This window comes from Candidatus Reidiella endopervernicosa, assembly GCF_013343005.1.
GTDB lineage: Bacteria > Pseudomonadota > Gammaproteobacteria.
The window spans coordinates 732223-751766 of record NZ_CP054491.1 but is presented as its reverse complement, the minus strand read 5'-3'; the positions used below and the strand labels follow the sequence as shown (position 1 = coordinate 751766).

The 19544-nt window shown below is 47.5% G+C and carries 21 protein-coding genes and 2 pseudogenes; 2 read left to right on the top strand and 21 right to left on the bottom strand.

The window, feature by feature from the left end:
- Positions 1 to 216 precede the first annotated feature (216 nt).
- The 18 genes and pseudogenes from HUE57_RS04220 to HUE57_RS19540 form a co-directional block, all read right to left on the bottom strand.
- Positions 217 to 1077, bottom strand: coding sequence for an IS3 family transposase (locus tag HUE57_RS04220; RefSeq protein ID WP_174672768.1), 861 nt, complete (start codon positions 1075 to 1077; stop codon positions 217 to 219).
- Positions 1074 to 1382, bottom strand: coding sequence for a transposase (locus HUE57_RS04215; RefSeq protein WP_174672767.1), 309 nt, complete (start codon positions 1380 to 1382; stop codon positions 1074 to 1076). The genes HUE57_RS04220 and HUE57_RS04215 overlap by 4 nt, the downstream gene beginning before the upstream one ends.
- 469 nt (positions 1383 to 1851) lie before the next feature.
- Positions 1852 to 2697: an SAM-dependent methyltransferase gene (locus HUE57_RS04210; RefSeq protein WP_174672766.1), complete on the bottom strand. Its 846-nt coding sequence runs from the start codon at positions 2695 to 2697 to the stop codon at positions 1852 to 1854.
- A 120-nt stretch (positions 2698 to 2817) separates the two neighbouring features.
- Complete coding sequence (locus HUE57_RS04205) at positions 2818 to 4356, bottom strand: hypothetical protein (RefSeq protein WP_135622347.1); 1539 nt, start codon at positions 4354 to 4356, stop codon at positions 2818 to 2820.
- Positions 4357 to 4420: 64 nt separating this feature from the next.
- Positions 4421 to 5473 (bottom strand): hypothetical protein, encoded by a 1053-nt coding sequence (locus HUE57_RS04200; RefSeq protein ID WP_078484380.1) that lies wholly within the window; start codon positions 5471 to 5473, stop codon positions 4421 to 4423.
- Positions 5474 to 5525: 52 nt separating this feature from the next.
- Positions 5526 to 6695 (bottom strand): glycosyltransferase family 4 protein, encoded by a 1170-nt coding sequence (locus HUE57_RS04195; RefSeq protein ID WP_174672765.1) that lies wholly within the window; start codon positions 6693 to 6695, stop codon positions 5526 to 5528.
- Positions 6643 to 7683 carry an EpsG family protein gene (locus tag HUE57_RS04190; protein WP_078483528.1) on the bottom strand — a complete coding sequence of 347 codons (1041 nt, stop codon included), beginning with the start codon at positions 7681 to 7683 and terminating at the stop codon, positions 6643 to 6645. The genes HUE57_RS04195 and HUE57_RS04190 overlap by 53 nt, the downstream gene beginning before the upstream one ends.
- A gap of 3 nt (positions 7684 to 7686) precedes the next feature.
- Positions 7687 to 9636, bottom strand: coding sequence for an asparagine synthase (glutamine-hydrolyzing) (gene asnB / locus HUE57_RS04185; protein ID WP_078483529.1), 1950 nt, complete (start codon positions 9634 to 9636; stop codon positions 7687 to 7689).
- A gap of 11 nt (positions 9637 to 9647) precedes the next feature.
- A complete protein-coding gene (locus HUE57_RS04180) occupies positions 9648 to 10751 on the bottom strand; it encodes a glycosyltransferase family 4 protein (RefSeq protein ID WP_236725670.1) in 1104 nt (367 codons plus the stop codon).
- 35 nt (positions 10752 to 10786) lie between these two features.
- The gene (locus tag HUE57_RS04175) at positions 10787 to 11986 is read right to left on the bottom strand and encodes a glycosyltransferase (RefSeq protein WP_174672764.1); all 1200 of its coding nucleotides are present in this window, start codon (positions 11984 to 11986) and stop codon (positions 10787 to 10789) included.
- A complete protein-coding gene (locus tag HUE57_RS18940) occupies positions 11983 to 12144 on the bottom strand; it encodes a hypothetical protein (RefSeq protein ID WP_236860679.1) in 162 nt (53 codons plus the stop codon). The genes HUE57_RS04175 and HUE57_RS18940 overlap by 4 nt, the downstream gene beginning before the upstream one ends.
- A pseudogene (locus HUE57_RS20050) lies at positions 12105 to 12457 on the bottom strand (glycosyltransferase). Before HUE57_RS20050 ends, HUE57_RS18940 begins: the two are co-directional and overlap by 40 nt.
- 809 nt (positions 12458 to 13266) lie before the next feature.
- Entirely contained in the window at positions 13267 to 13473 is a 207-nt protein-coding gene (locus tag HUE57_RS18925) for a hypothetical protein (RefSeq protein WP_236860678.1), read from the bottom strand.
- A gap of 310 nt (positions 13474 to 13783) precedes the next feature.
- Positions 13784 to 14233: pseudogene (locus tag HUE57_RS20145) on the bottom strand (glycosyltransferase); the annotation flags it as partial.
- A gap of 27 nt (positions 14234 to 14260) precedes the next feature.
- On the bottom strand, positions 14261 to 15316 hold the full coding sequence (locus tag HUE57_RS04160) for a class I SAM-dependent methyltransferase (protein ID WP_174672762.1): 1056 nt from the start codon (positions 15314 to 15316) through the stop codon (positions 14261 to 14263).
- 77 nt (positions 15317 to 15393) lie between these two features.
- Complete coding sequence (locus HUE57_RS04155) at positions 15394 to 15960, bottom strand: hypothetical protein (protein WP_320416273.1); 567 nt, start codon at positions 15958 to 15960, stop codon at positions 15394 to 15396.
- A gap of 779 nt (positions 15961 to 16739) precedes the next feature.
- A complete protein-coding gene (locus tag HUE57_RS19545; protein WP_272902012.1) occupies positions 16740 to 17024 on the bottom strand; it encodes an ATP-binding cassette domain-containing protein in 285 nt (94 codons plus the stop codon).
- Positions 17006 to 17401: an ATP-binding cassette domain-containing protein gene (locus tag HUE57_RS19540; protein ID WP_272902011.1), complete on the bottom strand. Its 396-nt coding sequence runs from the start codon at positions 17399 to 17401 to the stop codon at positions 17006 to 17008. The genes HUE57_RS19545 and HUE57_RS19540 overlap by 19 nt, the downstream gene beginning before the upstream one ends.
- Positions 17402 to 17752: 351 nt before the next feature.
- Between HUE57_RS19540 and HUE57_RS04145 the strand changes: the two genes are divergently transcribed.
- Positions 17753 to 17947, top strand: coding sequence for a hypothetical protein (locus HUE57_RS04145; protein ID WP_174672761.1), 195 nt, complete (start codon positions 17753 to 17755; stop codon positions 17945 to 17947).
- Between the two features lie 14 nt (positions 17948 to 17961).
- Here the strand turns inward: HUE57_RS04145 and HUE57_RS04140 are convergent, their stop codons facing one another.
- From HUE57_RS04140 to HUE57_RS04130, 3 genes are all read right to left on the bottom strand, one after another.
- On the bottom strand, positions 17962 to 18681 hold the full coding sequence (locus HUE57_RS04140; protein ID WP_236860677.1) for an ABC transporter transmembrane domain-containing protein: 720 nt from the start codon (positions 18679 to 18681) through the stop codon (positions 17962 to 17964).
- A gap of 85 nt (positions 18682 to 18766) precedes the next feature.
- The gene (locus HUE57_RS20140) at positions 18767 to 18907 is read right to left on the bottom strand and encodes a hypothetical protein (protein WP_174673715.1); all 141 of its coding nucleotides are present in this window, start codon (positions 18905 to 18907) and stop codon (positions 18767 to 18769) included.
- 246 nt (positions 18908 to 19153) lie between these two features.
- A complete protein-coding gene (locus tag HUE57_RS04130) occupies positions 19154 to 19345 on the bottom strand; it encodes a hypothetical protein (protein WP_174672760.1) in 192 nt (63 codons plus the stop codon).
- 34 nt (positions 19346 to 19379) lie between these two features.
- On the opposite strand from HUE57_RS04130, the gene HUE57_RS04125 reads away from it, so the two are divergent.
- A complete protein-coding gene (locus HUE57_RS04125) occupies positions 19380 to 19532 on the top strand; it encodes a hypothetical protein (RefSeq protein WP_174672759.1) in 153 nt (50 codons plus the stop codon).
- The last annotated feature ends 12 nt before the right edge of the window (positions 19533 to 19544 follow it).

Below are 19544 nucleotides of genomic sequence, written 5' to 3'. Positions count from 1 at the left end.
TTTAACTCTATTCGCAAAGTAGCATGTTGAATATCCGCTACCATACTCAAACAATGACATCTTACTATTCAGCCTTTCGTTTAAAACACCAATAATCGAATAGTTCATCCACGGCACCGGATTACCATCAGCATCAACCGGCCTTCTCTGATCCATGCTTTGAATCCATCCATTGATATATAGATATGAGGCTCCCCAGTTTAACGGATGAAATAATTAAGAGGCACACTTTGCCTCGTATTCTGCAGGACTTACATACCCCAAGTACGAGTGACGCCTGCGTCTGTTATAAAAGACTTCGATGTATTCAAACAGACTCTGCTTTGCTTCCTGTTTGGTTTTGTAATCTTCGTAATCTACCAGTTCGGTCTTAAGTGTACCGAAGAAACTTTCCGCCACCGCATTATCCAGGCATTCACCTTTACGGCTCATGCTGCAACGTAATGAGCTCTCTTTCAACAACCTCTGGTAGTCTCCTGAAGCATAGGTGCTGCCCTGGTCTGAGTGCACAACTACAGACTCTACTCGGCCTCTTCGCCAGATCGCCATCGTGAGTGCGTCCTGCACCAGCAGGGTGTTGTTATGGTTGCTCATCGCCCAGCCTATGACATGCCTTGAATAGAGATCAATGATGACGGCCAGATAAAGCCAACCTTGCCGTGTCGGTATGAAGGTGGTGTCAGACACCCAGGCTTTATCGGGTCTTTCCACATCAAACTCTCGCTTAAGCAGACCAGGTGCGGGCTGCATCGTGTTCTTTGAGTTGGTCGTTATGACAAACTTTCTAGCCATCTTAGAGGCAATGTCATTTGCCCTCATCAGTCTGGCCACACGATTAACACCAACACGTTCGCCCATCTCTTGCAGATCTTTATGGATGCGAGGCGATCCATAGATCTGCCGACTTGCCTTGTGAAACAGCTTTATTTTAGCGGTGAGCTGGCGATCCTCAATGGAGCGCTTGCTTTCAGGTCGGTTGCACCATGAATAGTAGCCATTCACTGATACATCAAGCGCATGACAGAGCCGTATAATTCGATGCTTTGTGCTGAGCGATTGAATAAAGGCGTACTTCACTTGAGATCCCTCGCAAAGTACGCGGCGGCTTTTTTTAGGATTTCAAGCTCCTCTTTCAGCCGTTCATTCTCTTGGCGAAGGGTGGTGACTTCGCTTTGATCCTGCTTCTTTGGCCTTCCCGGACCTTCAAAGGCTTTGTTTCCTTTATTCGATAACTGCTCTTTCCATTTGTAGAGTTGATTACGCCGAATACCAAGCTCCATAGCGATATCAGTGGCTGGTCTATCAGACTCATCCATCAGGCGAACCGCTTCTAATTTGAACTCTTTGGTGTAGGTCTTATATGGCTTGCGTTTTCTAGTCATTTGGATACTCCTATTGCGACATTGTCGCTTATTAAAAGTACCCGTTAAACTGGGGGAGGTTCAATATGACCCAGTATTTTTATCAGTGCATCATAAGCTTTGTACTTCAAAACGCTTTTGGGAACAAATATTTTATAAACTTTTTGCTATTGATCTCATATATATTTCTCACACAAACACATCGGCAATCTTTCTTCTCAATGAGGGCGCTAAAGTATTAGCGCATCCAAAAGCGTCACAACCTATTATCGAAACACAAACAACCCATCCAGAAAAAGCATTAGATCACCATAAGAATCACAGCAGGAACACCTCGAAATATTCAACGCATTGACTGAATAATTAATTTACGCATCAATCTGCGTCACACATTTTTCGAAATCAACTACCAGCACCATCAAGCCTGTATGCGCTCCGTACACTCTTGATAAAAAGTGCTCTCAGAGTTGCACGACCATGCAAAGATGGGTTATCTGATTTTCTCGGCGTAGAAGGTCTTATAGGTCCAGATGCCGCGTTTGAGGCTCTTGTACTGATTGTAGGCAGCGACGACGTTTCCCATTTCGACACGGCCACGACGCCCTCTCAGCCATCCGTAGATGTTGACGAAAAAGGCGAGGTAGGAGTAGAGGTGCAGGCGACGTGACGAGGTCATTACCATCGGCGTCACATCGTCTTCACGAATGTTAGAGAAGGAGTGCGATTCAATGCCATCTCTGAAGCGTGCGTCGGTCTCAAGATTGTGCACCTCCCAGCCAAGATAGCTTTTTGAGAGTAGGCGCTCCTCTTTGGGTGATAGCGGTGAGGCACGCTGGAAGCCGTCGGCCACGATTAAACGGCCACCCGGCTTGAGCAGACGGTGTGCCTCTTTGATGAAATCGTTTTTGTCCTGGGCGTAACAGACACTCTCGACGGCCCAGATAACGTCAAAGGACTCATCCTTAAAAGGGGTCTTTGTGTAGTCAGCGATCTGGAAATTGGTTTTATCGGAGACACCGTGGCGATCGGCAAAGTGCTCAGCACTCTCTACCTGTTTACCGCTGAGGGTAATGCCGGTGACGTGACAGCCGTAGTTCTTGGCCAGATGGATTGAACTACCACCGACACCACAGCCTGCATCGAGTACGCGGTCGTTAGGGGTGATATTGGCTTGCTGCGCAAGGATATCGTTTTCACGAATCAGGGCTTCGCTGATGCGCTTGGTATCCTCATCCCAGAAACCCATATGCATCGCCATGCAGCGATCGAGGTGCCACACGAGTCGGTAGTCCTTGTCACAGGTATCGTAGTATTCGACGATCTTATCTTTATTCATTTCAAACCTTGGGAGCTCATCCATGCAGCAGTTTCTGCCGGGGCACGGCCAGTAAATATGGGCGCAGAATCCCGAAACGTCAATGACACTCATGTCATCTCTATTTGTTAGGTGGCTATTCTACTGCCTTTCGACCGTACTGAAACGGTAATTGATCCCAAATTCAACCAGACCCGCCGTCAGCTCTCCCTCCGGCGCCCAGATCAGACCACCGTTAAGGGCCACTCCCATATTCGGTGTGAGTAGATACTCGATACCTGCCATCGGCTGGACGATATAACCACCACCGACCGGCAGACCGCCACCACCGGCGGCCCCCACTGTCAGCTCGGCATTCCACTGCAAGCGGCTGTGGCGCCAGAAGGGGCGAGTAACGCCCGCACCGAGCAGGCCAACGGCATAACCACCGGCACCGCCAGCGTAGGCGGAGATCGCCTGACCGGTCAGGTAGACGTGCCTATTCAGCATGTAGTCGAACTTGGCACCGATCAGATCAACGCGACGATCATCAACGGCCCCACCCTTGCGTCGCATTCCCTCCTCAGGCAGGTAGCTCTGGTGCATAAACCGCACGCGCATAAATTGAGGTGCATACTCGTCACGCGCCACTAGCGTGCCGCCAGCTGGCGTGATATCGGGTGCATCGAAGGAGTAGCCGAGCTGCAGGGCAGAGGTTAGCGCCTCGAAATCACCGTCTGGCGCAATTAGATAACCAGCCCGGGCACCGATGGAGATTCCGCTCTGAAACTGGTGCTCAAAACCGAGATAGCTATCGGCAATAATTCCGCCACCGGTTTCCACATCGCCGCCACCTGCCGCGCCGAAACCGACAGCCAATTTCAGACGGGTCCGATCAGCCAGTGAGATGCCATAGCCACCACCGAAGAGGATTTCAGCAAATCCGTCACTGGTACCCCCCGCCGCACCGGATGATTCAAGTCGGTAGAAGAATCCACTGTCGTAATCACGGTTCCACTCAAAACCGACCACCGCGTGCCCATCCTCTTTCAAGCTGCCGGCCGCACCTACGGTTCCCTCTGGTGGTTGGTAATACTTGAGAGTTGCCAGGAATCTGCGCGAGTGTGGAGCGAGCCGCCGTTCGCTATCAAGATTTCGGAATGCCCAGAAGAAGCGATCCTCATCAAGCCACCCTTTGCCGAGTAGCAGAGAGGTTGGCTGAGAGAGAGAGAGAGCAAACTGGCTGCTTTCGATATCGCCGTTGGGAAACTGAACTACTGAATATTGCAGCCCGACACTCCCGATACCGCTATTGAGACTGATGCCAAGGTGGGGGCGTATCATCAGACCACCACCCTGTGGGGCAGAACCGCCACCACCACCAACAAACAGACCACCATCGAGAGAGATCAAGCGCTCAGGATCGCTCTGAAGCCCGGCCGTCAGCCCCCCCGTGAAGAAACCGCCGCGCTCGCCTGTCGCCGCGCCGTATGCGGAACCACCGACATAGAACCAGGGCTCTGGTCTAAACAGATAGCTGATGCCAGCGAGCCCCATCTGCTCACTTTCAGGCAGCTCCAGCTCCTCAAGAGTCAGTACGACGCTGGTGTCACGGAACGTGAGATCAGCAGAGCCGGCCGCCTCTATCTGGCAGTTCATTAGTAGCAGCGGGAGTAGTGTGAGTAACGATCTGATTCTCATGGTGGTGAGTATTGAAACCCATCTGGCGGAGTTGCACCAGCCCGTTAATCAAGCGTTGTTCAAGTCAACCATCGCTCTTGATTGCGCGCATCAGCTTCCACGCATGGCGCAAGGCAAAGAGATAGGCAAGCATCAATAGTAGAAATGCATAGAACATCACATACTCGGCCACCCCCATAATCTGGCTGACAATCCCGATACTGCCCAGCAGCAGATTAATCAGCAGCAGTGTCGTGACCGTTTTTCTACTCGAATAGCCTGTCAGTAGAAATACGTGGTGCAGATGTTCACGATCTGGCGCGAAGAGCGAACGCCCTTTGAGTTTGCGTCGAATCATGATCGCTGCCATGTCCATGATCGGGTAGGCAAGGATCCAGAGCGCAGTTACAGGGCGCAGCTCGCTCCCCTCCCCCTGCGAGAGCGATAGCATGAACCAGACGACGAGAAAACCGAGCAGGGTGCTACCTGAGTCACCCATGAATATCTTGCTCTGGTTGCTGAAGCGCGAGGGGAAGTTATAGATCAGAAAACCTGCAACCACCCCGATCAACACCATCAATACTGTCAAGTCACTAGTACGTCCCGAGAGGGCGGCGACCAACGCGAGGAAGGCCACTGCGATCAGAACAATGCCGCCTGCAAGACCATCGATACCGTCCGACATGTTTACGGCGTTGATAACTCCGACCACCGCCAGCACGGTGAAGGGGATCGCCCATGCGTCCATCTCGATACTACCCAGACCCAGCAGATTTCCCAGTGAGGCCGACACCACCCCATCGAGTGTCACCATCAGCAGGGCGACGCTGATCTGGATGACCATTCGCGCAGTGGCCGAGAGCTCATGGATGTCATCAAGCACACCGACGAAAATCAGCAACAGCCCTCCACCGATCAGAACCCGATATCCGTCTAACGGAACACCACTCAGTATCAGCACCGCAAGGAATGTGACCCCCATCGCCACCCCACCCAGCAGCGGCACCTCACCACTGTGGTGCTTTCGCTGAGAGGGAAGATCGACGAGCCCTACCTTGATGGCCATCGGTCGCAGATAGCTTGCTAAAAAGAGCGTCAGTATGAATGAGATGATGAGTAGTATGATGTTTTCTTGCACGGTTCTATCTAAGCGCTCTTGATCGTGATTCGTTCCACTGCTGGACTATCTTCTAACCGATATATCGATTGATAACAGCCATATATTGGTTAACGACTATACGCACGTCAAACCGACTCAACACAAGCTCACGCCCACGCAACCCCATCTGTTCCCGTTCCGTCTCACTCGCACTGAGCATGCGCTTGATGCTATCGGCCAGGCTTTCGGCACTCTTTACCTTGCAGAGATAACCGTTGACTCCATCACTGACAACCTCACGGCAACCGGGCACATCGGTCGTCACGATAGGACGCCCCATACTGGCGGCCTCGAGAAGAGTTCGAGGCATCCCTTCGCGGTATGAAGGGAGCACCACACAGTCTGCCTGTGTGATATAGCCCCTTACATCGTCAGTCGTTCCCAGATATTCAACATAGCCAGCATCCACCCACTGTTCGATCTCTTCCAGATGGATGGCAGTTTGATTCTCGGCACCCGCCTCACCCAGCAGTTGGAAGCGTGTCTCTGGGTAGCGCTGCTTAACTATTCTTGCGGCCTCAACGTATTCGACCACCCCCTTGTCTCGCAGCATGCGAGCAATCAGCAGAAAGCGGACGGCACGGCCATTCGACGGGTAACGGTTCAGTGCAAAATAGCCGACATCTATACCAGAACCGGGCACCAGTTCCGTCGCTTGTTCCGGCACCAGTCTACGGCGTTGAAAGAGCAGTCGATCGTCGCTGTTTTGGAAGAAGATCCTTGCAGCACGTTTCTGACTGATTCGGTAGAGCCACTCGACAAGTCTCGTAACCCATCCTTCCTTGATGAAGACTGTACCCAGTCCGGTAATTGTACTGATATAGGGTATCTTCAATGACCGTGCAGCCACCCCTCCGTATATTACCGGTTTGATTGTGTAGTGCAGAACCAAGGATGGCGCGAGATTTCGATAGAGTCGGATTAGCTGCAGCAGTGCGCCTGCATCGCGCACCGGGTTCATCCCCTTATTGTCGAGCTTGATATCCACGACCTCGCAACCCGCCTCAACCAATTTAACTGAGGAATCATCACGCGGGGCTGCCACCATCACACTGCAACCATCGCGAAGTAATCGTTTGATCAGTCCCAACCGAAAATTGGATACCGACCATGCAGTATTGGAAACGATCAATATTCTCTTGCTTACATCACTCAAAGAGAATATTCCTGTAAGGCACCCAAAGATGGGCGTGGCCTGCATAATTCAACCAGACGTATAGAACGGCCGCATGCATCACCAGCACACCAAGCACAAAGCCTGTACGCATCTGCATATTATTAATTAACAGTGGCGTTCTGGCGTAGACCACCAGCTGCAGTGGAATCAGATAGAGCGCCAATCTATCTGCAACGGTTGATGCTATTGAAAGCAGCGGTAAACAGGCTATCGCCATCAGCGCAATCAACACCCACGCAGCGCTATCATCCCAAACCATCTGCCAACGTTTCCATGAGATAATCAACAGCAGTGCGGGGAGCACATTCATTAACACCCTTATTTCACCACCTTCCGAAACCATCGGGTTGTCAACGTAACTTCTCATCAACCTTTCATAGTGCTCTGCCAGCAGAGCGCCAGCAGTGACTAGCATCAACGCCGATATTGCAACGGCTTTAATTACCTTGCCTCGCTTAGAGAGCAGTATTACGGGAAGAAACATAATCACTGCCGTCTTATGAAAGGTACAGGCCAAAACCACCAGAATTGAGTACCGTATTAATTTACCTTCACGCAGCCCCGCCAATGCCCACATTATAATGCCAAGCGCAGTTGCCTGGCGTGTATAACCCATGGCTACAACAGTAACCAGATAGGGGGCGGCCACTGCAAGAGCCAGCCAAGGCAAGGGTTGTTTTTGGCATAACCTTATTAGACCTAAAACAAATATCACTGCACAGACAAGATTTACACTATAGATACCGCCATCAAACAGGCCGATCAGCCAGTTTAACGATGCGTAAGCGGGATCAGATGTTACGACCGCCTCTGAGAATGACTCCCCCAAGGTAATATCATAATGACGGAGATAATTCACCCAGTCACCGCCCACCTCATGACGAAGACCAATTAATATTGTCAGGAATAATCCGACACTAAACCACGCGATTATTCGCAGCTCTTGTCCTGTTCTATATGGGCTAAAAACACCTGCAACAGGAAATAAGAATGAGAGCCAGAAGGAGATCATTGTCTACTGATTTTCCAACCACGCCTGAAACATCAGCACACTCCACAGTTGATGCTGCCTATTTGCTTTACCACTGATATGCTCCTGCCACATCATTCGTATCGGGTCTGCATCAAAGTATCCCTCATTAATCAAACGTTGTTCATCTAGAAGATCTTCGGCCCACTCTCGTAGCGGACCCCGCAACCAGCTATCTAGTGGGACACCGAATCCCATCTTAGGCCGTTCTATCAACTCTCTGGGAACATACTTGTAGAGCACCTCTCGCAGCGGCCACTTTCCTACCCCATCCTTGATCTTCATCTCAAGAGGTAACGACCAAGCAAACTCAACCAACCTATGATCAAGGAGCGGCATCCGTCCTTCCAAGCCGACTGACATGGCCGCACGATCCATCTTCACCAGAATATCGTCGGGCATGTAGGTCACCATATCTAGATACATCATGGTCGAACTTATTCCATCTAATTTTGGCCAACGATCTGGTGTCAAAACCAAAGTCTCTACATATTCTGAACCGACCACGACAGCCTCTGGTTCCCGCCAGAAGGAGACCACGTCCTGATAGTATGATTTAGCATCTGGACAGGAGAGTAACGAGGTTATTTTCTGAATCTTATCACCGAGACTTCCGATGCGTTTTGATTTGGGAAGTAGCGGCGCAATAAACGCAAACAGCGAATCCCACTGCTTCGGCGACATAACATTCAGTACGGCCTCTAGTGAGCCCCGCCCTACCCTCGGCAATCGCTGCAGTAATTCCCACAGCCGCTTGCCCTGCGTGTACCGGTTATAGCCGCCAAACAGCTCATCACCTCCATCCCCCGAAAGCGCCACGGTAACACTGCTGCTCGCGAGCCTGGAGACGAGATAGGTTGGTATCTGCGAGACATCAGCAAATGGTTCATCGTAGATGGTTGGGAGTTGCGGTACGACTTCGAGCGCTTCTCTTCCCGTCACATAATGCTCTGTGTGCTCTGTTCCTAAATGCCTTGCCACCCGACTTGCGTCTGCCGCCTCATCGAAACCTTGAACATCGAATCCGATCGTAAACGTCTTGATCGGTCTCGAACTTGACGCCTGCATCAGTGCAACCACCGTCGAAGAATCGACGCCACCAGACAGAAAAGCACCTAATGAAACATCCGACAACATTTGCCCAGAAAGCGATTGCATCAACTTCGATTCAAGGCTCTGTACCGCATCCTCTGGGTCACCCTCAAAGCGCATCTTTCTAGCGCCATCAAATGCAACCTGCTCTGCACTCCAGTAGCGAGTCACCTCTGGCTCTCCACCACTCCGGACCGTCAGATAACAACCAGCATCCAGCTTTGAGATTCCTTTGTAGATGGTATGCGGTGCTGGTATGTAGTTATAGCGCAGCAGTAGCCCCAGACCGCTCCTATCGACACTGCCTTGCCATTTTGGGTGACAACGTAACGCTTTTAGCTCTGACGCGAAAAGAAAATCATCAGCCGCAAATCCGTAGTAGAGCGGCTTCTCACCCATGCGATCACGCGCAAGCGTCAACTTCCTCTCTTTCCTATCCCACAGGGCAAATGCAAACATCCCGCCAATGGATTGAAGAGTCTTCTCGATTCCCCAGGCGACAAAACACGCAAGCAAGCTCTCTGTGTCGGCGTGACCACGCCAGACAGGCGCAACCCGCTCTGCTTTTAGCTGCTCACGGAGTTTTAAATGGTTGTAGATCTCACCATTAAAAACGATGGTATAGCGGCCACAATCCGACTGCATAGGCTGATGCCCTGCTGAAGAGAGATCAAGAATCGAAAGTCTACGATGTCCAAGGGCCAAGCCAACTGATTCATCAATCCATGTCCCGCTATCATCGGGACCACGGTGATCCAGTGTGGCAATCATCCGCGACACTGTGCCCACTAAAGCAGTACTTGCAACTGCTCGACAATCGAATAAACCAGCAATACCACACATTACAAGAACGCCTAGGCAACAGAAGAGAGGATGCCGGCCAGATGAGGGGCCGTAACCTGTAATGAGTATTGTCGTTCTACTTTTGAACGACCAGCCTCACCCATATTTTGACGTAATAGAGAATCTGATAAGAGCGCGTTCAGCGCCGCTACCCACTCCTCTGTAGTTTTCGCGAGGAACCCATTCACACCGTGTTCAACGATGTCACTATTTACACCCACCGGAGAGGCGATCACAGGCAAACCACATGCCATATACTGGATCAATTTAAACCCGCACTTACCACGCGCCCAATACTCATTGGGCAAAGGCATAATGCCGACATCAAAGGTGTGAAGCATCTCGATTTCATCTTCCTCACTCCACTCTACAATCTCAATATCAACACCAGGAAGTTCAATCTCACCGGAGCCAACTATGCGGACATGGGAACCACTCGCCTCACAGAACTCCCTCAATGCCGGGCAAATCAACTGCAGATAACGTGCGGTTGTGGGCGATCCTATCCATCCAATAGTGAATTTAGAATTGTGCCGTTTATTGTTCACAGTTAATGGGTAATTATCGAGATCGACGACAGTAGGTATTACCTCGACACGTTTTGATCCTGCCAACTTGGCATAATCCATCAAGTAACCATTGCCTGCGATTACCACCTCCGACAATTTCATCACGGTAGCAATCTTGTTCCCCAGTAGCCTTCTAACAAGCCAGCTAGGATGCATGTCATATTGATGAAACAAGGCATCGTCGTAATCGACCAGGTATTTAATACCGGTCCAACTTAGTAAGCGTTCGAATAGCGCCGGAAAATAGGGGAAAACCTCGTATTCTATTAATACGACATCGTAGTGATAGACAGTTACTAATGAGCTGATACGTCGTAAAAACGCACGAAAATATTCCACTCGAGATACCTTGCCCGAATTGTAGAGCTGATCAATATAGCTCTCATCAAAAAGGGGCATCACTTTAACTTCTATGTCGAGCTGTTCAAAAAATGGCAGATACTGGTAAGTACGATAGCGACTACTCGCTCCATTACGGGCGTATTTTGAAAGAACAAGTATGCGAATACTCTCTTTACCACCTATATCTTTAATGACTTCAGACATTACCAGTCTCATGGTGATTCGTGTTGATCACACTGCTACGAATGAGGCAATAATTCTCGATAGATTTCTCGATAAGATTCTGTACCAGCCTGCAACGAAAACACCTCTTCTGCAGCCTTCCGGCAACGTGAGCTCAGTTTGGGATCAGACAGCAACGTATCTAGCTCATCAAGAGCCTTAACCATCGCCTCTTCTGAACAATTATCTACAAGCACACCGACATTGTACTGCTTGATGATTTCTGCAACATCACCAACACCCTCATTGGACACAACAGGAACTCCACATCCGAGAATCTCGGCCATTCGCGTCGGTGATCTGCCAAGTTCAGATAACTCCCCGCCCGCATAAAACATTACTGATGCCATCTGCCCCTGCAACACCTCTTGTACTAGGTCAGAAGAACAGGATCTAATCTCCAACCTAGACTTCACCAATGAACTGCTGTTCTCGATTGCCGCTCTAATTTGCACCGGATCATCCCGGGTGGTCAGTTCGAATGAGGCCTCCGGATCACGGTCAGCAGCAACTGTCATAAACGATACAAGCCAGTCGAGCCTGAACCATCCGCTCAATACTGTACCTAGACACCCAATGATCCGCCGCTCAGGCCCATCTTCGACAGGAACAAATCGTTCAAGATCAGCACAAGTTGGAATTACGACTACTTTCTGCTCGGCCATGCCGTATGGGTACTCACTATTCAAATGCGCAAGCGCCGCATGTGTCAACGACACCACTGCGGCCGCCCTACTAATACATACTCGTTCTGCCGTGACTATGGCACGATGAAGTAGACTTCCTCTACCCAGCCTTCCAGCAGTGATCAACTCCTCTGGCCAAAGCGCCCGCATATCGAAGATGAATGGTATCCCAGCCAACCGACCAACCAACATCGCCACTGCAGCCGGAATGTAGGAGCGAGCATGAATTAATTGAACGTTATGCTTTTGTACTTCACGTCGCACGAGCCAGACCATACGCACCATGCTGAAAAGCGGCGCTACAATCTTTGGTCGAGGGCGGAACCGCTGCGGCAGCCAGCGGATACCCAGGCTTTCACACTCAGTCCGTACTCGTGCAACCCTCTCCGTATCTGACCAGTCATCGTCCTTTTCATAGGTGATGAGCGTAATACGGTATTCCTGCGACAATCCCCGCAGATAAGCCATTATTTGGCTTTGACCGAGTGGTTCTAGTAGGCCATTACGTGTTAGATAGAGGGTACTATTCACGAAATATCAAGAAGATTCATATATTCTGCAGCGGCTTTCTTTGGCGTAAATTCTGCGGCACGTTTCTTTAAAGAAATTTGATCTACAGGTGCATACAATGCTTCCTCTATTGCAAGCGCTAATGCATCGACGTCTCCCACAGGTACAAGACTTCCCAACGACCATTTCCTAGGATTTCTGCTGGGCCTGATGGACAATCAGTCGAAACCACTGGCAATCCGAAAGATAAAGCTTCGACAAGTACATTTCCGAAACCCTCATGGTCAGATGATAAAACGAAGAGATCACTGTTTTCATAGAAACATGTCGGATCATCATGGAATCCAGCAAAAACACTCGTGATTCAATATTTAATTCGCGAGCCAAATTACGAAGCAATAACTCTGTTTGACCTTGACCCAAAATTATCAAGCATGAATCAGGAATCGCACTCTTCGCATAAGCTCGAAGAAGCAAAGCATGGTTTTTCACGTCCTTAAGGCTGCCTACCGTTAGAATTCGGTGATTGTAATTTTCAAAAGATTAGAACCTACCTTAGTGCTAGCGGCACCTAGCTGGCTATGCATTTGACGCACTGGATTATGGATGACCGTAAAACGATTTTCTTGCATTATCGCAAGTCTTGCCATATCAGATACCACACCATGAGAGACTCCGATGCGCGCATCAGCCAAACGATAGCCTATTGCCATAGTTAAATGCATCAACATTCGATGCACAAACCCTTTTGAGCATACTGAATTGAAAGCATTGCATGTTCGCTTACAAGTATACGTCCTTCATACCGCGATAATAAGCCAACGATAGGCACCAAAGCAGTGAGAGGCCACATTCCCACTAACACAGCTTCTGAATTACAATTCTTCAGGTATCTGTAAAATGCAATCGGAAAATTCCTTATCCTTGAGATATCAAGGTTAACTATTCTATACATACCCTCCACTACGTCTAACAGCTCACCTTCTGCCTTCATAAGTACAAATTCCACTTCATAACCACTACTAAAGAACTCTTTAGCAAGCGTAGTCCGCACTTTTTCTACCCCACCACACCTTAAATCAGGCAATACAATTGATATTCTTTTGTCTATCACATCCACCACTGACACAAACCACTTTAAGGCCTAACAATATCTTTTAACATTGTCTTACAGCCATTAAATTGACTATAACCTCCAATCATCCAGTACCGCACTATGAAGTATAATCGTACAAACCTACGCTGACCGCCATGGATAGCGAAGCGAAGGCGGTTAGTCCGCGATAGTCGACGCCGTCTGCCTATTCGTAGTTGAGAGCGCGAGCGAACGACGAAGAAGATGCAGCAGCGGCTTTATGTCGGCGTAGAGTCACTGAGGGAGTTGTGTAGAGCCGCGAAGAGGTGATTACGCAACGTACGCAGGACGGTCGAGGCGCCGCAGGCATAAACGGTCGCGTGAAGTTTTTGCTGTTTGCTTGGGCTTGGATGCCCAAAACAAACTCTCGCAAAAATAGCGACTCCCGGCTTGTTTGGCTCGTCATTAATCCTACTGCATAACTCATCAAGAACCTTCGACTCATATAATAGCTCAGAACGAATATCTTTCAGCCCATATTTTCTTATCAAGTCAAATCTTGATGCTCCATCAATATTCGATGAAATTGAATTCGATAAATTCGTTTCATGACGACGATATACCTGTAAAACTCTTCCTATGACCTTTCTAACTCCTAAACTAATTCCAATGCGCGCAATCCAACCATCATGACTCTTTATATCCTTAGGAAATGGGAGTATCAGACCACATAATTCTCGTCTAAACGAAGTACAACATCCTGTAGTATGCCAATCACTCGTTAACCCCATGGCGTAAATATTACCAAGCTTGGTCTTGCTTCCGTTAATCAGTTGTTCATCTTTTATTAGCTGATCATTTATCAACATACAAACGGAGTCGTTCGTGTCAAATAATTCACTTACGACTTCTATTTTATTGTCATTCCAGACATCATCCTGATCACAAAGCAATAGTATGTCTCCAGTACAATGTTCTATTGCGATTTCAAATGACTCAATACATCCTCTGTTGACTTTATTTGCGATAACACGGACAACAAATGGCGACTCCTTACAAAAGGCATCTATAATTTTAAGTGTATCGTCAGAAGACGCATCGTCACATATAACTAACTCATCTGGAAGTACGGTTTGTATTGCAAGGCTTTTCAGTTGATCGTACAAGTATTTTTGGCCATTATATGTGGCCATTGCAACCGAGACAGACATTTCATCACCCTACTTGTATGCACTAATCGACAAATACTCAGATCGACTTCTGACCAACAAACCAATCACTTTATATAAGTACATCCTTACGGTGTATTTAATTGGTAATTTGATATTTGCGTATGGCGAGCATCCTAATGAAATTGCATAGCTCTTCTTAAACATAGACTCAATTGGATTAGTATACTTAAGCACATTAACCTTATTAAAACCGGACTTTTCTAGCGCATATCTCATAGAACTGTAATTAAACAGTGTCAAATGCCTGGGTATCTCAAGCCCTCTCCAGAAACTGGAAAATACAGAGTGTGAATAACTATTGCTATTTGGTGTTTCAATCCAAAGATATCCGTTCGGCTTGAGCAAATCCTTACACCTCTCTAAGAGAAATACAGGATCGTGGACATGCTCAATAACATGACTCAATGTAATTACATCGAACAACTCGCGCTCTTCACTGAAGAGCTCAATACCTCCATGCCCAACAGGCATATCATCCAAACGAAGTGCCTCAATAGCCATAGAATCAAAGTCAACTCCATTTACTCGCCATCCAATTTCCTTCGCCTGATAAAGGAATGATCCATTACCGCAGCCCACATCCAACAAGTCTCCGCCTTTCGATGGAAGCATCGGCATACTTCTAAATGTGCGGTCCAACCGCCTTCTGATTTTTGGTAGTAGGTATACAAGATACTTCCCTAACGCTATTAAGGGTGAGATCGATTTAGAATATCTGTGCTTCAGGTATCCATTTACAAGCCTTCTTTTAAATTTTCTTAATCTTGATAGATTCTTGTATTTGTCATGAACATACACTTTTCCATGCGTATAATAATTCTCATATGCCAGATGTGTCGAGCCTTCATCTGGCCTTGGGTCAACATAATTACATCCACAATCGTTGCATTGCCACAAATCCCAATCACCTGGCGCACATTTAAATACCATATCGGATTGATCGCTGTATACCAGATCTTTACTTAAACCCTTGCACACCGGACAACAACCCAGAACTTCTATACCATCAGATGGCCACTCATCTCTAGAATCCACAGGTTTCATCTGCCCCCAAACACGCCACACTACTCCTTAATTTTTGTAAAAGAGCTGATATATAATCATCGTCACGACCTGATTTTTTACCCATGTCCAAGATGTACGCCCATGAAACAAATCAACGACACTACCAAGATCAAACAAAAAACGGGCCTTTCAACTCTTCTATACAGTCTATTTATTAATGCTTTTGCGCTCACACCACAAGAGAATACGATCACCTCATAGTCCAAACTATTTCTTTCTATCTCAAGCAATACCTTACTCTCTATATCATCCACACTTGCATAGTTATTCACATGAGACGCCTTAATGAATAACTTTGAGTCAAGCAAATCACTTATTATATTTTGATCATTATTTTCGCTTCCTATAAATATTGGCTTGTGCTCTCTAAGTAAACACATAAATCGAACGGAATAGTCAGGATTAGTTATTAATTGATGATGAAGCGCCACTGGACAATAAACCTTAGACCCTATAAAGAACTCGTAGGAATTTAGTAGAATTCTTTCAGCCTCTTGATCCGGTCTTTCATGTATACCAGGCCCCATCCCAGATTCGCTGCCATATTTCGTTGAGTTAATAGCTAATGATTTAAATACTCCTGAATCATTTAGATTTATTGCCTGTTCAAGCTCATCAGCCAACTGCTTAGAATATGATTGATTGCGTGACTTTCCTTTATTTCTTAATATATATATCTCACCATCACCAAACCTTAAGTAAGCACCTTTTTCTTACTCCTTATATGCCTCTCTATAGCACCTAGCGTATCCCCACTAGATTGCACCTTAATGCACCCCCAATTCAACCTTCCTAATGTGACTAAATATAAACATCAAACGCCTTCCACTAACTTTGATGCTCACCGGGAGTCGCTATTTTTGCGAAAGTTTGTTTTGGGCATCCAAGCCCAAGCAAACAGCAAAAACTTCACGCGACCGTTTATGCCTGCGGCGCCCGACCGTCCTGCGTACGTTGCGTAATCACCTCTTCGCGGCTCTACACAACTCCCTCAGTGACTCTACGCCGACATAAAGCCGCTGCTGCATCTTCTTCGTCGTCCGCTCGCGCTCTCAACTACGAATAGGCAGACGGCGTCGACTATCGGGGACTAACCGCCCTCACTTCGCTCTCCATGGCGGTCAGCGTTGGAATAACTTTCTTTATTAACTCAATAATACTCATGTCGTACAAAACACCATAAACACCCGACTACATATCTCAAACTGACCTACAATCCACAGGAATCTTATTACGAGCGCAGGCATTATTATTTATAACGTCTGCATTGCAACTAGACGGCTAAAACGAGAATCCGTTTCATCACGAAGGGCCTTGAAACCACCTTGTTCAACAAGGCAACCATGATCGAATACAAATACCTTGTCTACATTACGTATTGTCGATAGGCGGTGCACAACAATTACGACCGTAATCTCACCCTTAAGGTCATCAATACTTTGCTGGATTGCCTGCTCAGACTCGAATCCAACGCACTGGTGGCTTCATCCAATATTAGTAAATCTGGCTTACGGAAAAGTTCACGAGCTATAAATAGACGCTGGCGCTGACCGCCAGAGAGGCGTAAACCACGATCACCCACCAATGTCTGATATCCATCTGGTAAACTCTCGATAAAGTGTGCAATATGCGCTTGTCGGATGCGATTGTCGAGCTCTAAATATTGTCCTACATCACCTGCCCACATGCAGATATTGTTGGCAATAGTATCGTCAACACTACAGTCTCTTGCGAGACATAACCTATTTTATTACGCCAGCTAGACAGCCTGATCTCTTCTCCCTGCACCCCATCGATCAATATATGACCAGAGTATGGTTTATGTATCAGAGTAAGTAGATCCACCAGTGTTGATTTTCCTGAGCCTGATTCACCAACCAGCGCCACTGTTGTACGCACTGAAATCTCAAGGCTAACTCCATTAATTACATCATCAAGTTGCTGTTCATAGCGGAAGTGGACTCCTTCCAGACGGATGCCATTACTTAGAGATTCAAGCTCTATTGACCCATCACGCTCCTGATGTTTGTTTTGGATGCTAAATTCTTGATGAACCAATTCCATACTACCAATCTGATCTAGTACACCCTGCCAATAACCTTGAAGGCTTAATGTGGCATTAAGTCCACGATAAAAAGAAGGATAGAAACCAGGATTGGCGCGAGTGGCTGCCTTAAGAATTCGATCTGCATCAGAACGATAAGCATAATAAAGACTACAGCTATAGGCTCACGGGAAGCCTGTGTGAAGCCACCTGCAATACCGCTACGAATTTGATAACCACTTAGCCTATGAATTGAGGCAGCAATGCTGTGCCTGAGGCCTGAGGTCTGACTAGTAGCGCTAAGATATTTATATGCCTGCAATGTCTGTATCAATAGCTTTGATACCGGGAGTCGCTATTTTTGCGAAAGTTTGTTTTGGGCATCCAAGCCCAAGCAAACAGCAAAAACTTCACGCGACCGTTTATGCCTGCGGCGCCCGACGTCCTGCGTTCGTTGCGTAATCACCTCTTCGCGGCTCTACACAACTCCCTCAGTGACTCTACGCCGACATAAAGCCGCTGCTGCATCTTCTCCGTCGTTCGCTCGCGCTCTCAACTACGAATAGGCAGACGGCGTCGACTATCGGGGACTAACCGCCCTCACTTCGCTCTCCATGGCGGTCAGCGGGTGTCCATTCTCGGAGGCCGTCTTACGTGATAGCTCTCTTACAAAATGGTTAAGCTTGCGAAATAGTATTAACAGAAACACACCCACAACCAACGCCATTATCCCTAAACGCCATGCCACGACGAAAGCTAGCACCAAGTAGACCATCGCACTGATAAGCTGGGCGCCCAGTTTGGCGAAATTAGCAAAAGACAATAATGCCTTTGTAATCTGTTCGTTGATAAGATTGATGAAATGACCAGTATCGCGGCTACTGTAATAACTGTAGGTCATGTTACTGTAGCGATCGAACAACTTACCTTTAAGTTCACGTAGCAATTGGCCACGCAGATATGCACTATAGCCAAGCACCCAGAAAGTAAGCGCTCCCTTGACGATGAATGCTAGAGTTATGATAAGCAACACCCCAACAGTCGAGTCTTGCATATTCATCAACGAGAGAAAATTGTGTATGTGTGTTGAAATACCCTCTATCGGGACAGGCACTTCACCATTCCCACTATTCGAAGCACCAGAATCCAGCGACTGCAGCAACGGCAGAAACATCAAGATCCCTACACCTTCAGCTAACCCTGCCACCATGGCAAGAGCGAAGACATAATACATCCTCCGACCAAGATAAATCTGGAAGATCTTAAGGTAGTGCGGAAGGTCACGAATAGGGTTAGTCATCAGGACAATATTACATATGCAGAGCTATTAAATTCATGATGAGACACCTCGGGAAAATATGCTCTCTGCACTAACTTCTAACTTCTTATACGACATGCTTTTTCCTGCACGCACTCATCAGGAATGCAATTGCTATCGACAACATCAAACCTGATGTTAGACCAATCGCGAGCATTAAGATTCTTTTCGGTTTATAAATCGAACTTGACTCAATTGCTGAATCTATAACCTCAAATGCATAATATTTTTTCGAATTTTAAAGCATTAATTTCTTATTTTTCTCAGTCAATAGCGAGAAAAACACCTCTTTAACTTCTAGTAAATCTGTATTCACCAGTTGGCGCTCAAGATATTTCACGTATCTCTTTATCTCCAATCTCATCTTCTTTTGCTTGTCTATTTATTCTTTCTACCAGTTTGTTTGTCCACTCAGCCGCACGAACAGGATCCTTATCAACAATTGAAAGGTAGATTAACCCGTTTTCTTGTTTTTACTGATATTGATCCTACCACCTACAAACCTCTTATATCCCATCGCCAATGTCGGCTCTTCAATAAGTTCTATTTTATTGAACCCTCTTTTCACCCTCTGGAAGGTCGTCTCTCCAGGCGGAATCCAGCTGTTATTTTTCTCATCCCATTGAGACTTGAAAAGTTCTGGCATCAACCTTTCATCTTTTATACCGGGAGTCGCCATTTTGCGAAAGTTTGTTTTGGGCATCCAAGCCCAAGCAAACAGCAAAAACTTCACGCGACCGTTTATGCCTGCGGCGCCCCGACCGTCCTGCCTTCGTTGCGTAATCACCTCTTCGCGGCTCTACACACTCCTCAGTGACTCTACGCCGACATAAAGCCGCTGCTGC

Excerpts from the sequence above, each read along its gene's own strand:
- HUE57_RS04215 (WP_174672767.1), bottom strand. The coding sequence starts at position 1,382 with ATGACTAGAAAACGCAAGCCATATAAGACCTACACCAAAGAGTTCAAA.
- HUE57_RS04210 (WP_174672766.1), bottom strand. The coding sequence starts at position 2,697 with ATGAATAAAGATAAGATCGTCGAATACTACGATACCTGTGACAAGGAC.
- HUE57_RS04205 (WP_135622347.1), bottom strand. The coding sequence starts at position 4,356 with ATGAGAATCAGATCGTTACTCACACTACTCCCGCTGCTACTAATGAAC.
- HUE57_RS04195 (WP_174672765.1), bottom strand. The coding sequence starts at position 6,695 with ATGCAGGCCACGCCCATCTTTGGGTGCCTTACAGGAATATTCTCTTTG.
- HUE57_RS04190 (WP_078483528.1), bottom strand. The coding sequence starts at position 7,683 with ATGATCTCCTTCTGGCTCTCATTCTTATTTCCTGTTGCAGGTGTTTTT.
- asnB (WP_078483529.1), bottom strand. The coding sequence starts at position 9,636 with ATGTGTGGTATTGCTGGTTTATTCGATTGTCGAGCAGTTGCAAGTACT.
- HUE57_RS04180 (WP_236725670.1), bottom strand. The coding sequence starts at position 10,751 with ATGTCTGAAGTCATTAAAGATATAGGTGGTAAAGAGAGTATTCGCATA.
- HUE57_RS04160 (WP_174672762.1), bottom strand. The coding sequence starts at position 15,316 with ATGAAACCTGTGGATTCTAGAGATGAGTGGCCATCTGATGGTATAGAA.
- HUE57_RS19545 (WP_272902012.1), bottom strand. The coding sequence starts at position 17,024 with ATGTGGGCAGGTGATGTAGGACAATATTTAGAGCTCGACAATCGCATC.
- HUE57_RS19540 (WP_272902011.1), bottom strand. The coding sequence starts at position 17,401 with ATGGAATTGGTTCATCAAGAATTTAGCATCCAAAACAAACATCAGGAG.
- HUE57_RS04140 (WP_236860677.1), bottom strand. The coding sequence starts at position 18,681 with ATGACTAACCCTATTCGTGACCTTCCGCACTACCTTAAGATCTTCCAG.
- HUE57_RS04130 (WP_174672760.1), bottom strand. The coding sequence starts at position 19,345 with ATGCCAGAACTTTTCAAGTCTCAATGGGATGAGAAAAATAACAGCTGG.